At 32.6% G+C, this 14789-nt stretch carries 13 protein-coding genes; 9 read left to right on the top strand and 4 right to left on the bottom strand.

All coding sequences use genetic code 11. The features are described from left to right. Window positions 1-494 precede the first annotated feature (494 nt). Window positions 495-2966, bottom strand: coding sequence for a phosphatase PAP2 family protein (locus GXK57_RS23015; protein ID WP_160680355.1), 2472 nt, complete (start codon window positions 2964-2966; stop codon window positions 495-497). Between the two features lie 634 nt (window positions 2967-3600). Between GXK57_RS23015 and GXK57_RS23010 the strand changes: the two genes are divergently transcribed. From GXK57_RS23010 to GXK57_RS23000, 3 genes are all read left to right on the top strand, one after another. Further along, window positions 3601-4206 carry a hypothetical protein gene (locus GXK57_RS23010; RefSeq protein WP_160680354.1) on the top strand — a complete coding sequence of 202 codons (606 nt, stop codon included), beginning with the start codon at window positions 3601-3603 and terminating at the stop codon, window positions 4204-4206. A 114-nt stretch (window positions 4207-4320) separates the two neighbouring features. After that, a complete protein-coding gene (locus GXK57_RS23005) occupies window positions 4321-4659 on the top strand; it encodes a hypothetical protein (RefSeq protein ID WP_160680353.1) in 339 nt (112 codons plus the stop codon). A 171-nt stretch (window positions 4660-4830) separates the two neighbouring features. Next, on the top strand, window positions 4831-5505 hold the full coding sequence (locus tag GXK57_RS23000; protein WP_160680352.1) for a zinc dependent phospholipase C family protein: 675 nt from the start codon (window positions 4831-4833) through the stop codon (window positions 5503-5505). A 210-nt stretch (window positions 5506-5715) separates the two neighbouring features. Here GXK57_RS23000 and GXK57_RS22995 read toward each other — a convergent pair whose 3' ends face one another. Then, the gene (locus GXK57_RS22995) at window positions 5716-5937 is read right to left on the bottom strand and encodes a DUF1659 domain-containing protein (RefSeq protein WP_160680351.1); all 222 of its coding nucleotides are present in this window, start codon (window positions 5935-5937) and stop codon (window positions 5716-5718) included. Between the two features lie 244 nt (window positions 5938-6181). Next, window positions 6182-6427, bottom strand: coding sequence for a hypothetical protein (locus GXK57_RS22990; protein WP_160680350.1), 246 nt, complete (start codon window positions 6425-6427; stop codon window positions 6182-6184). A gap of 168 nt (window positions 6428-6595) precedes the next feature. Here GXK57_RS22990 and GXK57_RS22985 point away from each other — a divergent pair, with 168 nt between their 5' ends. The 4 genes from GXK57_RS22985 (at window position 6596) to GXK57_RS22970 (ending at window position 10230) form a co-directional block, all read left to right on the top strand. Then, complete coding sequence (locus tag GXK57_RS22985) at window positions 6596-6784, top strand: YvrJ family protein (protein ID WP_160680349.1); 189 nt, start codon at window positions 6596-6598, stop codon at window positions 6782-6784. A 605-nt stretch (window positions 6785-7389) separates the two neighbouring features. After that, window positions 7390-8109, top strand: coding sequence for a hypothetical protein (locus GXK57_RS22980; RefSeq protein ID WP_160680348.1), 720 nt, complete (start codon window positions 7390-7392; stop codon window positions 8107-8109). 335 nt (window positions 8110-8444) lie between these two features. Next, window positions 8445-9047 carry a hypothetical protein gene (locus GXK57_RS22975; protein ID WP_160680347.1) on the top strand — a complete coding sequence of 201 codons (603 nt, stop codon included), beginning with the start codon at window positions 8445-8447 and terminating at the stop codon, window positions 9045-9047. Window positions 9048-9408: 361 nt separating this feature from the next. Continuing rightward, the gene (locus tag GXK57_RS22970; protein ID WP_160680346.1) at window positions 9409-10230 is read left to right on the top strand and encodes an HAD family hydrolase; all 822 of its coding nucleotides are present in this window, start codon (window positions 9409-9411) and stop codon (window positions 10228-10230) included. A gap of 256 nt (window positions 10231-10486) precedes the next feature. Here the strand turns inward: GXK57_RS22970 and GXK57_RS22965 are convergent, their stop codons facing one another. Continuing rightward, complete coding sequence (locus tag GXK57_RS22965) at window positions 10487-11746, bottom strand: hypothetical protein (protein WP_160680345.1); 1260 nt, start codon at window positions 11744-11746, stop codon at window positions 10487-10489. 340 nt (window positions 11747-12086) lie between these two features. On the opposite strand from GXK57_RS22965, the gene GXK57_RS22960 reads away from it, so the two are divergent. Both GXK57_RS22960 and GXK57_RS22955 read left to right on the top strand, forming a co-directional pair. Beyond that, complete coding sequence (locus GXK57_RS22960; protein ID WP_160680344.1) at window positions 12087-13475, top strand: hypothetical protein; 1389 nt, start codon at window positions 12087-12089, stop codon at window positions 13473-13475. Window positions 13476-13719: 244 nt separating this feature from the next. Further along, window positions 13720-14256 carry a DUF2185 domain-containing protein gene (locus GXK57_RS22955; protein WP_160680343.1) on the top strand — a complete coding sequence of 179 codons (537 nt, stop codon included), beginning with the start codon at window positions 13720-13722 and terminating at the stop codon, window positions 14254-14256. Window positions 14257-14789: the final 533 nt, after the last annotated feature.

Here is a 14789-nt window from a genome sequence, read left to right as displayed (position 1 = left end):
TATGTTTAATAATAATGTTGAAATTCAATGGTTAAGAAGGAGATGCTATATGAGCGAGCAATTAGAATTAAATGATTTTTTCAGATGGAATGGCCTCAAAAAATCGCTAATTGCTCTTTATTAGTGATTTTTTTGCGCATCTGCCTTTTCTGAACGTATATGAAGAAATTCTGGCAGGCGACATATTTTTTACTCTTTACTCTTTGAAATCAAAGCATCTTATATTATTTATATTTAAATTAAGATATAAAATTTTTATAAAGATTGCAATAGTTAAAGAGTAAAACTATACTGTTCGAACATAGTGAGTTGACAGTTTTAGCCATGGAATATGATAAAATCATATTAATTCTTTGAGCAAGCTCATCTAAGCATCGGATGACTGACCAGTGAATTTCAACACAGTACTTTAACAGAGCCAACAATAAAAATGGAGCTCAGTTCTGCTATTGCTACAGACTCTGAACTCCATTCAAATGAATATAGTCTAAAAATTAATCTTGTCTTCTTTTTCTTCTAAATATACCTAAGGAGCCTGCACCAACTAGTAATGATCCCATTAGTCCTAGTAGGTTACTATCTATCATTGCTCCGGTTTTAGGCAATGATGAAGTGCTTGTCTTAACAGTATTGCTTGCAGTGTTATTACTTGAAGTAATAGAGCCACTAGAGGAACTGCTTGAACTATTTACTGTATTGCCTGTAGGGCTTAAGCTGTTACCAGTGTTATTAGAATTTGAGTTATTGCCTATATTGTTAGTTGTAGTGTTTGAATTGTTTACTGACGTGTTGGTAGTTGTGCTGCCTGCATTACTTCCTGTAGTGTTAGTATTTGATGGAGTGCTTGGATTACCATTACTTCCACCATTTCCACTATTATCTGTAGGTTTTGTGTTAATTACAGCTTGGCCAGTGATTGTAACAGTAGTATGTCCAGTTACTCCTGAACCGTCTTTAGCTGTTGCTACTACATTAACATTTCCATCTTTTAAGGCAGTTAGAAGACCATTTTGATCTATAGCAGCTAAGTCAGTAGGCTTTCCATCTACTCCTAATACTGACCAAAGAACTGATTTGTCAGTGGCATTATCTGGTGCTACATTAGCTAGCATTTGTAAATTGCCTCCTCTTGTTGTAATTGAAGAGACTCCATCTTTTCCACTTACTGCTATTGTACTTATTTTTACAACGTTTGTATCTGCTACTTTTAAACTGATGTTATCAGGGTTATAGTCTAGTGACACCTTATAATTATTTGGAAGTCCTGTTGTAACTACTGAAGCGAATTGTCCAGTACGTCCATCCTTCTTATAAGTTATTATAGGAGTTCCATCTTCAGGTACATAGTTATTTAAGAAGTTTAGCTTTAGATTTCCACCAAGATCAGCTTTATCTGCTATCTTTAATAGATCATCCTTGCTACCTATGTTAAGTTCTAGTGTGCTATTAGGTGCTTGATCAAACTCACTTCCTATATTTACAGCACCTGCTACAGTTTCAGTTATTGTCCCACCGTTATTGTTGACCTTACCAGCACCTAAGGCATTTGCCGAATCCATTTCTAAAGTACCATTGTCCACTTCTGTACCACCCGAATAGGTATTATTACCTATAAGCTTTAAGGTACCAGTTCCATTCTTAACTAAGCTTCCAGTACCTGAAATATCATTTTTCCAAGTATCTAAAGCATTGAAGCCACCTTTAGTAGCGTCCATGTTTACAGTAACCTTGTCCAATAACGCTCCATAACCATCTGCTGCCGCAAAAAGATTAAGACGTCCCCAGCCTTCAGCATCATCAAGTAATGGGAAGCCTGATTGTATACCAGTGGTAGCTAGTACCCCTCGACGTTGATTTGCATCAAGATATGGAAGACGAGTTTCTAGTAACACCTCTGCTCCCTTTGGCACTATCATAGCCTTACCCTTGTCCCCAATCTGAGGAAAACCGTAAGTTAATCTATCAATATAATTCTTCTTGTTCTTAGCGTAATCACTAAATCTATCAACAGAAGAAGCATTGCTTTGTGCTAAAAGCTTACGTCCATCGTTAAAAGCTGCAAGTTTTGCAATTTGATTATCAGGATTATTTAATGCTGCCGCAGCAATAGCGGTAGAAGTCATACGTCCTCCCATTACATCAAGAGGTGAGTGCATTCCTGCTACTATCCTGTCATAGCCTAACTCTGAGGCACGGGTTATTATCTCCTGAAAACGCTCTGGAAATGCATAAGCTAAACCTATAGCTGCTAAATTTGCTGCATTTGTATGTCCACTTGGGAATCCACCATCAGTCTCTGGAGTAGTGCTCTTAGCTGGTTCCAAGGTAGGTAGCACTTTAACGTCAGTGCTCCAACGCCAAGGACGTGGATATTGATAATAAGATTTTGCTGGAGTGGTTGAAGCGGCACTATTTCTAAGCACATTTATTAGATTAACCATATTTCCAAGACTAGAACTAGTTTCTGCCCAGTTTCCGTTACTGTTTCCTTTATCATCATATTTCTTTGTGGTAGCATCTGCTGGGATAGCATCAGTTATTGAGGTTCCTGCATTTGCACCAGCAATAAAGGCATCAGTATACTTACCAAGACCATCTATTATGCCGTAGTTCTGATTTCTACGGTCATCAAGGTAAGCCTGATGAGCCTCAGCTTCAGAGCGATTATTGGTAATATCTATAGATTTTTGAATATTTGAATTTAAGATTGGTGCATTAAGTATGGTACCATTATTCCAAGCAGTTCCTGGAGTCCATAACTTAAGATATTCTGAAAGTACTCCAATAGCTGGATTTGTACTTGGCGTCATATTAGAGGTAGTATTATTCTTCCATACGTCTACATAATAACCATAAGCTGCTGGTTGTGCAGCCACAGGTGCATCAGCTAGAGCGGTTCTTGTAAAGCAGCTTGTAGTAACCGCAGCCAATAAAACTAGTGGAACTATCTTTTTATTTAAGCCCATTTAAATCTTATCCTTTCATAAACCCCTTATATTAATGCTGTTTTTAAGATGTATAAACCTACTTAAGCAGAAACTTTAACCTACTCTCCATACATAGAAAGTAAAAACTTACCTAATATCACTTCTACCTTTTTGAAATATAAAATATGGCACTAGCTTTTAGATTGTTAAAATCTATTTTCCCATAGATCTAACCTCCTGAATAATAACGAGTCTAAATCTGCTTAAACACTAGTTCTTAATCATATCTACCACATCTATAAAATCTGCATCAAGTATATTATAGTAAGTATTCATCTCAGCTATATTATGCATAGGTTAAGTGAAAGTTAAAATATGGCTAATAATTGTAAACTTTATTAAATATTTAGCCCTGTATTCTATAAAGATGTAGTACTTCAATACTTAACCTCATAATAAAGCTTTCCATTAATCTATGAAGCTTTATTTTCATAGATTTGATTTTGAAATAATATGCTATATATTTTTACAGCTTCTTTAGGTTACTATATATAATTAAAAGTTAATTTTTACAATATTATATAAAATAATGGATAATATTTGCCATATACAATATAATTAAACAAAATGCTGTTATTACCAAATGAAATTTATTATGTTTTATGGGGGTATCATGAATAAGAAAATTGGTATGTATTCGGCTATTGTCACGTTGATTGGGGTCATAGGTTTTGCAGTTTCTATGCTTGTAGGAAAAGATGCTTTAAGTTATCTTTCCAGTGTTATTATTTCATTAGCCTTTGTTCCAATGATTTGCAGCTTTTCTTCATTATCCAGTAAGGAAAATAAAGCAGCCAGCTACGCAGCAATTGCTTTCTCTTCTATATATGCTGTATTTGTGGACTTAGTATATTTTGCCCAGTTAACAACTATACGTTTGTCACAATTAAGCACTGAAGCTCTTGCCATACTTGACTATAAGAAATTGGGAAGTTTATTCTTTAACTATGATTTATTAGGTTACGCTTTTATGGCACTTTCCACATTTTTTATAGGCTTGACTATAAAAGTCTTTAATAAAAGAGACAAATGGTTGAAGGCACTATTATTGATTCATGGAGTCTTTGCATTATCCTGTATTATAATGCCTATACTAGGCGTGTTTAACACAGCTTCAAAGGGCAGTAATACTATGGGGGTACTGGCTTTGGAGTTCTGGTGTGCATATTTTACACCTATTTGTGTTCTTTCGTACCAATATTTTAAGAAGAATTCCTAAATGCATGATCTTAATGTATTAGTCGTAAAATTCATATGTAGTAAATTGTATATCTTACAATCATATGCTATCATTGTCGAGATACTGGATAAAAAATATATTTAGGAGGCTTCTATGAAGAAGACAGGAAAAATAATAAGTATAACTGGCGGCATTATAGGCTTAGTGCTAGCAATTGCTTTCTTAACTTTTGGACTAATAGCCTTTTCTAGAAACCATGATTTCCTAACAATGTCAGTAATAATCGGAGCTGTAGTAATGATATTATTATCAATTATAGGAATTGTATTGGGGATAATCTCTGGGAAATATCCTAGGGCTTCATCTGCAATTCTGATTTTACTTGGTTTCATAGGTTTTACGTTTGGGTACTTTTACATAATCTCATCAATACTGTTCATAATCTCAGCTATTATAACCCTTATATCAAAAACATCTGAAAAAGATTCTTAAAGAGCTTTTACATATGTAACCATATTAATTAGTGAATCTATAAAGTAAATTCATCTTAACATATATAATAATTAATAATAAAGTTCATATTTTCAACTTCTTCCAAAACAAATGTGGTGTATATATAGTTTTCGGATTGAAGTTGCACAGCCGTAAGAAAGGAGATTACATATGGCTTCTTGGATAGTACATCTTAGGGTAGCAGACAAGCTTCTCGATAAAATACCTAATCTTTCACCAACTGAGTTTATAGTTGGTAATATAGCACCAGATAGCGGCGTACCAAATGAGGATTGGTCAGCTTTTACTCCAAGTGGAGATGTTTCACATTTCAAAACAACTGATGAAGATGGTTTTAAAGATATTTACCTAGATGAATATGTTGAAAAGTTCTATAATCTAAATCAAAGGGAAAAATACGATCTAAAGCAAAAGTCTTTTTACCTTGGCTACTTAACTCATCTAATAACTGATATCCTGTGGGTAAAACAAATATTTCGTCCATGCAAGTACAAATTTAAAGCTTTATATGATCAAAACAGAAATGATTGGATATGGGCACAGAAAAAGGATTGGTATGACCTAGATTTTCTTTATCTTAAGAAAAATCCTAACTTCAGAGCTTTTTCTATATATAATTCTGCAGTTGGATTTGAAAATGAATATATAGACTTTTTTGCCAAAGATGCCTTTGCAAACAGACGTGAGTATATAATAGACTTCTACAGTGGTAAAAGAGATAACTTAGATAGAGAATATATATATCTTAAGGAAGAAGAAATGGATAATTTTATTATAGAGAGTACGGAAAAAATAATTCAAATTCTTAAGGAAGAGTATTTATAGAAAAGTAACTGTAGCTGTGCTAGGTAATAGAATTTAATAGGATTGGATAATATGATATATGGTGCATAAAGTAAAAAGTAGTAGCGTCCTTTGCAAAATAAAGAATCGCTACTACTCTACTTACTTATACTAATTCAACTTAGTCCTTTGTTTTTCTAATTTAGTACTTTGTTTTTATAACTTACTGCTTTGTTTTTATAACTTACTGCTTTAAATGTCCTCAACTAAATATTCCTGCTGCTTTCTTATACTAACAGCATCATAACTCATAAGCCCTGCTAGCGCCTTTCCAACTGCATAAAAATCATCATCGCTTATGTCTAGCCTCACATCTGAAAATCTCTGACTGTCAAATATATCATCGCCTTTTTCATTGGTTCCAGTCTTATACTTTATTATCATAGAGTTATTACTCAATATTGAAGTCACCATGTCCTCACCTCCCTTCAAGCTTTTCTCCCGCTAATCTTGTAAAGTATTATGCTGCTAACAACAGCTAGTCCCTATCCTACATTAGCAATAATATAAATTTTGCATTTTCCAATTATCCTTCCAAATGCTCTTTCAAATTTTCTTTTAGATTCTCTTTTAGTTCCTTTTTTAGATTCTCTTTTAATCTCTTGTTTAGTTTTTTAGATTCTATTTTAGAGGCTACTTTAGAGGCTTTTTTAAATAATCATTCTTCAAAATTAAAACTACTTATTATCTTTGTTGTTTTCTCCGTATAATCCTTCGCTATATCTTCAACCTTGTCACAGATGTACTTTAAGGAGCAGCCTTCACAATGTTCTAAGACCTCATTTTCCAGTAAAGAACATTGAAGTCCATCCTCATAAGTAGAATCCCTTATTGCCAAAGCTATCTTCAGCTTATCAAAGCTCTTTCCCTCTTCTAAATTAATGGAAACACAATCATTAAACATACACATTTCTTCCTTTCTTTATGATATAAGTTGTCCTTACAATTAGCATATATGCTTTCTACCGCTACTTTGGCTGTTTTACTTATAGATTTTCATTCATATTAACTTATATTTTCTTCAATCTTAATGCCTGTGCATATATTCCTTATGAATGGAGGTGAATTTCATATGCAGGTTAATGATTTAGTTAATCTAGTGTCAAATGTTGGCTTTCCAGTTGTTATAAGCGGTTATCTTCTTATAAGACTTGAAAAACAAATCATAGCACTATCAGCTTCAATCAATAAACTCAACACAATAATCTCAGCCAAACTTGGAATTGCTATAGATAATTCTGAGGAAAACAAAAGTGCTTAAAAAACTATAAAAATGTACCACTTCAAGCATAGTTCTATACTCAAAGCCTATCTTCGTTCTTACAAACCAAGACTTTTGAGATATAGACTTCAGCCTGAAGTGGCACATATTAAAATTTATATTCTCTTGTAAATCAAAATATTAAATTATAAATCCATATTACCTATGTTAAAATCTACTAACTATTTTAAAATTCATTATCTATGTTAAAATCCACTACCTATTTTATAATTCATTATCTCTATGAAACTTAATCCAGCTAAACACCTTAATTTTACCTTAAGTACATTCCAATTTATTGATTTAGATACTATAATTGTATTAACAACACATACTTATGTGAAGAAATATGTATTTTAAAATAGCCTTTAATCAAATAATTCTATACAAATTCTAATAAGATTTACTTGCAAAAGCATTTAGCTAAGTATTTTCAGTTAAATATTTGATAAAGCACATTAAGTAGACCTTACATATCTTTATTAGTCACCGATATATTCTCCGTAATAATGTAATATACTCTACTATAAAGTGTGAAGTACAAACCTTTTTAAGCATCACATTTCATATTAAATGAAATATTATAAAATTGGAGGACTCTACCTATGAAACTAAGCTTCAACAAGAAAAAGTTACTAGGCATACTTTTTGTGGCATTAATTATATTCAGCATAATATTCTCTTTAGGCAATATCAACTCAGTTTCACTTGGTGATACTATTTTACGTAAACTAGGCCTAAAGCCCTGGTCCAATGGAACTGAAGGGTTGCACTATACGGTGTTGTACTCATTTGCAATATTAATAATAGGCTATAACGGTGCTTATCACTACTTAAATGATATTTACCCAAAGTTTGTTAAAAGAATTCCTATGTTCATAATAGTCTTTCTGCTTTTATTCCCAGCAATACAGCCTACAATTGATAAAACAACTAAGTCCTTTTCAAAAGGGCTCAACGCCATTGATTATAGAAAAGATATAAGCTATTGCAAATATTCCACCGACAATTCTGGTAATGTTGTATTCAATACTCATCTTCAATTTCAAAACTATAGCAATAAAGATGTAAAAGTTTATATAAAGCTAGTTCCAGACAATCTTCTTCCAGATAACTTACCTAGCAAAGATCCTATTGTGGCTAGGGACATAAGAAGCAATGAACCTAAAGAATTTCTCATTCATGCTAAAAGTCTTCAAGGCTTGGAGGTAGAGTTTAAAACTAATTTAAAAGCTACAACTTTCAACCAAGGCAATGCTCAAGGCTTAAATCTAATCGTCTATGACAAAGAGCAAGAGAAGAGTTTTACAACTGATTATCAGTAAACCCTATTTAGAGTTCCTAACTCAACTATTAAGTTACACGTGCTAGATAATCACCAGACCCCGTGATTATCTACTCACCGGAACCCTAGATCATCAAACAAGTATAAATTTAGTTTCCACATGTGAACACTATAAAAACCTTGGTTAAAGTGCTGTGTTCAAATCAAACACAGTCTAATGAAAATCTAATATTAATTATAGGCTCTGTTAAAGTAGTATGTTGCAATTAAGTTGTCAGTGATACCGATGCTATATGACCACTTAATTTCAACAATATTATTAAACATGCCTAATTATAGAATGATACTTAAATAGATAACAAGGAGAGTTAATTTATGCTAAAAGAAAATACAAAGTATATTTTAATGACAATAGTTAGTGTAATGATAATATTTTGCTATGTGTGGCTACAAATCTTTGGTATTCCCCCTAAATATGATTCTGGTAAAACTATAGAAAAGGCTCTAAATGTAGGCTATGAAAAGAACCATAATAATACTGGCTTATGCCAAATACTATCTACAGTTGATCTGCCTAAGAATGAGAAATTAGTATTTTATCAGAGCAACGAAAACACATTATGCTATGGACTAGTAAAAAGAAAGGCAGCGGATAATTGGATAGTTCTAAGTAAAGGCGGCAGTTATCAACTGGACCAAACAACAGCTTCACAATATAAAGATAAGCTTACTTGGGCTTGGTCTAACATGCAGGAATTTGGCCTAACCGTAGGAGTTGTAGATGATTCTAATATAGATAAAATCACCGTTGACGAGAAAAATGCTACAATAATAGATACACCTATCCAAAAAAGAGTATGGTATTTCATAGATAGAAAAGCTTCTTCTTCAGGAAGCTATGAATATAGCGTTAATATAAAGGGCTATGGCAAAGGTAATTTAATTTATACCTATCCTACTTTATCTGGCTCTTTATAAGCAAAAGAAGGACGCGTATACAAAATCAAGTATGCGCCTTTTCAATTTATTGAATCTTCCATTATAATTATGTATATATTACTGAATCAGTAATTACTAATTTAATATTTAAAGCGATGCCAGCTCTGCCTCCAATTTACTTTCAAACCTTCTGGCCGTTCCTAAAGGTAGATTGAAGCCATGGCTCTGTTAAAGTATCCTGTTAAAATTAAGCCTAGCAGAAGCTATAAATTCTATTGGAGCAAAGCTGTACATTTATCCAAATAACATAAATAAAATATCTACATTAAAATATCTTTATTAAAACCTATATATTATAAACTTCATACTAAAAAACACTTTCTATAATAAAGGAGGTCCCATGAGCACATTATACATATCGGATTTAGATGGAACACTTTTAAATAGCAACACAGAATTGTCAGAAAAAACCAAGGGAATAATTAATTCTCTAGTAAGAAAAGGTATAAAATTCACCTATGCTACTGCCCGATCCTTTTCCTCTGCCTCTAGAGTGGTTCAAGGCTTAGAATTATCAATGCCAGTGATAACCTATAACGGAGCCTTCTTTGTTAAGCCGCAAAATGGACAAACCATATATTCCACTGCATTCTCTGATGAACAAATAAAATACATATCAAATATTTTTATAAACAACAAAATCGCTCCTCTAGTTTATTCTCTAATTGATGATGAAGAAAAAGTTTCTTGGCTAAAGGGAACCGAAAACAAAGGCATGGTAGATTATTTCGAAGCAAGAAAAGAAGACAAGCGACTTAGACCTATAAATAATGAAGCTGACCTTTACTCTGGCTCTGTATTTTATTTCACAGTTATAGGAGAAAAAGATGCTTTAGAAAATCTGAAATTTCACTTCAATGACAAAACCCAATTTATCTGTACCTTACAGCAGGAACTGTATAAGGATGGAGAATACTGGCTGGAGGTTATGCCTCATAATGCTTCAAAAGCAAGAGGTGTGGAGCTTTTAAAAGAATTTACAGGTTGCGATAAAGTAGTGTGCTTTGGTGATGCAATCAATGATATTTCAATGTTCAAGATTGCTGATGAAAGATATGCTGTTGCCAATGCAAATGCCATGCTAAAGCAGTTTGCCACTAACACCATTGCATCTAATGATGAAGATGGAGTAGCCTTATGGCTTCTGGAAAATGCGATATAAAATTTACGCAGTTGCCTGCTCTATCAAAGCTTTATTTTACAACCTAAAAAAAACATTTTAATAATATAAACCCTCACTAAAGCAACATTCTTCAGTGAGGGTTTTCAAACTGCCTGAGTTTCAGTTATTCAACAAAATACTAGAACAACGATAACTATTCATTATACTTTACCCGTTTCTCAGCTTAATTTGGCATTGGTTCATTTGGGCCTTCCAGATTGGAAAATATAACATTTTGAACTGGCATATTGTAGAACTAACATCTACTTTTATAGTATTGTATCTTTTCTACAACTGCCGGTGTTTTGATAAGCTTTAGGGTTTTATCAAAATAATCTAGAGCCGAAGTCTTATCACCCTTTTTAAAGTAGTAGATTCCATAATATAAGTATAAACTGCTTCTAAGAATATCATTAGGTTTTTCTTCAAGCATTTTATTAATGGTCTGTCCACCTCTTTCAAGATCTCCATCTAGTATATCTAACTGCATTTTTCTATATTCTATGGCTAAATAGAAAGACTGTACCTGCTTTTCATTCTTTACGTTGACTACCGCTCTTTCCAACATTAAAATATATCGTCTAGCCTCTTCAAACCTTTCCAGCTCAATTAAGGGACTAAATAAATTTAGAAGAATAGTAGTGTAAAAAATGTCTCCATTTTGTTCAGCTTTACTTATATTATAATATGAAAGCAGCTCTCGTAGTAAATTTTCTGCCTCCTGGTTTCTTCCGCAATTAATTAGGGCAGTGGATTTTTGGAAGCGATAATAAGAGATCTTTCTTTCCCAAGGCTTTTTTTCGGAAGCTCTTATTCCTCTATCTACTGTATCTTCAATATAAGCGTCTATAGCTTCAATATAACTTGCTGGATCATCATAAAGCAGTTTTTTCAGCTTTCTTTTTGGAATGAGTTTTGTTTTTCTTTGTTCCCTACCCACTTCACTGGCCCAATACTTACTTGGCAGTATAAGTGAGGCTTCTGTTTTTTCCGGACACACCAAAACAGGAAAATACTCAAAATCAATGTATCTGTTAGAAAGATGTTCTCTATGAACCATGAAAGTAGTAAAGTAAACATCTTTTCCAAAAGTAATACTTTCAGGAAGCTTTGCATTAAACAGCGTAACAATCTCATCTGCCAATATATCTGCAAAGCCTTGCAATATTTCATCCTCGCAGACTTTCCCTTTTATATTAATGAGCTTTAATGCAATCTCCTTTAGAGCTCTTGGATTTTCTTCAAAATATGGATCTTCTGAAAACACCATAGCCGCTGGACTGTTGTTAACCCCCAAGGAATACAAACTGTTATTAGCCTGCACTATAGCTCCAATAGCTACTCTTCCCTGCCTTTTCAATATACTCTGGTCTCTATATGTAGACTCATACCTATTATCATTTAAAGTTTTCATCCACATTGGCCTTAACAATATATTATAATCATTAAAGGTAAAAGAAGTTTTCTTTCGCTCATTATAATAGATATCCCTTGTGTTCCTCATAAACTCAACCATTTGATTTCCCCCTTAAAGCATTGCCGGTTACCAATACATAACTATTTTCAAGCTACAGCTTTATGTCATAATATCTATACAAAATCTCATTATGTGCATATATTTTTATCAATTATTACTTAATGTAAATATCTTTTTATCAATTATTACTTATAACTCAGTAACAACATTATAGCACAGACAGTATTTCTGAAAAAAGCAAACCTTTCCTACTACGCTTTAATATTCATTAATTGTCTAAAGCATTTTTATTAGTTATAATAAATTAATAAAATAAAGTATGTTGATAAAAATGAAGTAGCACCTCCATATATAGATTGAAAGGCGGTTTATAACTTTTATGAAATCTTGGACCATTTTAGATATTGAACCTACCGATGATATTGCAACCATAAAAAAAGCCTATGCAAAAAAGCTTAAGCTTCATCATCCAGAAAGTGATCCTGAAGGCTATCAAGCTTTGAGAGAAGCCTATGATGCTGCTTTAAAATACGCAAAGTCATATAAAAAAACTAAAAACACATCTGATATCCCAAAAAACATTGAGCTTATGCCCCAATTTACTATTGAAGCTGAGCCGCTTTCCCCTTCACATATAGAATTACCAGAGATCAAACCTGATCCCTCTCCAAGTATTTATGAGCAAAATAGCGACTTCTTAAATCAGGTTGAAGCTTTGTATTATGACTTTAATTCAAGAATTGATATAGATAACTGGAAAACCCTATTAGACAGCGATTTATTATGGAATTTGGAAAACAAGATCGTACTCAGCAGAATGCTACTAGACTTTTTCTCAAGTCATCACCATCTTCCAAAGGACATATGGATACTTCTTGAGGATACTTTTAAATGGTGTGATAAAGAAAATAGTATTGATTCTTACAATAATTCAGAGTTTATTATTTATATGAAAAAGCAGCTAGCTAATCCCTCACCTCTAAGCTATTCCTTCTTGCAAATTACAGAGGGAGTTAATTATGAAGTTTTTCTTGAGCATAGAGAAAAAGTCCAAGATAATATCATGACCGGTAATATTGCTGCCGCAAAATATCATCTAGAACAAGCAAAGAAACTTTACACCGGCGATCCAGACTTACTTCGTCTAGAAGGCATAACTTACTTGCTCAGTGAAGACTTAGTTAATGCTTATGGTGCCTTCGAAAAAGCTTTATCAATCAATACTGAGGACTCTGAATCTTTAAGATACATTATCACTGCTTATTGTGAAAATAATCAGACTGCAGAAGCTTTGGAAGCTTATAAATACCTTTATCCAGAATCTACTAATACCAATAATCTACCACTTTTCGTTGCAAAAATCTATTTTAAATTAGGTGCCTTAGATAAAGCTAAAACCTGGGCTTTAAAAGCCGTTAAAACTTTTCCACCACAAAATGAGGCTAATATATTGCTTTCCCAAATATATGCGAACCTCAGGAAGAAGCTATCTAAATCATTAGCTGAAGACCCAGATAACCAAGAACTTAAAAATAAACTTGATGCAGTTGATTCTGAAGTTTTTAGAAGGACCTCATCAAATAACCAGCTGGAAAATACCAAAACTGAATCAAAAGGCGCTATTGAAACCATAAAGTCCGTGTTTAAAATTGTACTAGCCCTTCTCATATTATTGATAAGCATAGCATTAATTTTCGTATCAAGACTGGGGATAGTAGTGGTAATCATATTAGTTGTAAAGAAATTTGTATTAAAAAAAGGAAAATAATATATAGCCCTATTTGATATGCTGATCCAAGAAAATCTTTATGTTGCTTTGAAACAGCTCATAGCATTTTAGCATCGAATCAACTGACTTTCACAATCTTATAAAAATAATACACAGGCATATCGGAATTATAATCAGAAAGGCGGTCTAACATTATGGCGTTTTCAAATACTTTTGTTAAAAAACAACCAGAATTTTACCTAGAAAATGTGGTTAAAAGAATATCCAGTTTCCAAGAACATTTTTGATACCTAATCAACAAGAAGTAGAAAATCTAGATTCAGGTGATTTAATTAAACTGATCTTTGTGATGATAAATCCTCAAAAAAATGGATGTAGAGCTGAAAAAATGTGGATAAGAATTACTGATAAACAAAATGGATTATTTACAGGAATCCTAGATAATGAGCCTTATTATCTAAAATCTATTAAACTCGGAGACATAATTAATTTTAAAGCAGACAATATAGCAGCTATATATGGAAGCAAAACATCTTATGATGAAACTCTTTTTGCAATTATTACTCAAAAAGCATTAGATATGAAACAAATTAATTGGGTAGTTAGAACTGATGATTTAGAACACGAGCAAGATAGTGGATGGCAATTATTTTTCGGAGATGAAAGCGATCAATACCTTGAGGATGTCAGTAATGCTAAACTAATATCATTAAAGCAAATATTATCTTTCGAACCTTTATTAGAAAGCGTTTTTGCCAGTAAAGGCTACGCTTATGAATATTCTCAAAAATATAATCGATTTGTAGAGGTAAAATATTAAAGTTTAATATAATCCACTTGTCTATGTACTGTATATATATTTTTCACTCCCTATATGTATGTGTTAAATAAATGTTGTTGATACTTCTGATCCTCGAAATATTAGAAAATCCAATCTAAAATTAACTTTACTCACTGCTTTGCCCCACACTATAAAATACTTACTTCGGTATTATGTTATTTTGTTATTTCGTTATTTCGTCATTTCAGGTATATGTATGGAATACCCACACACATTTTTTAAATACATTCACATATAGTATCAGAAATCAATATACCACACTCCCTAAAGCTTGTTTCAGTCCATATTAATTTTCTAAACTAAAATTAATCCCACCAAAGTTCAGCCTATTTCTAAGAAAGGCTCCACACACATTTTTTGAATACATTCATATATAGTATCAAAAATCAATATGCCATACTCCCTAAAGCTTGTTTCAGTCCACATTAATTTTCTAAACCCAAATTAATCCCATCAAAGTTCAGCCTATTTCTAAGAAAGGCTCCACACACATTTTTTGAATACATTCATAT

The organism is Clostridium sp. C8-1-8 (assembly GCF_009928445.1).
Classification (GTDB): domain Bacteria; phylum Bacillota; class Clostridia; order Clostridiales; family Clostridiaceae; genus Clostridium_AR.
Note: the sequence above shows the minus strand (reverse complement) of the source record. Positions and strands in the feature narration are given on the sequence as shown.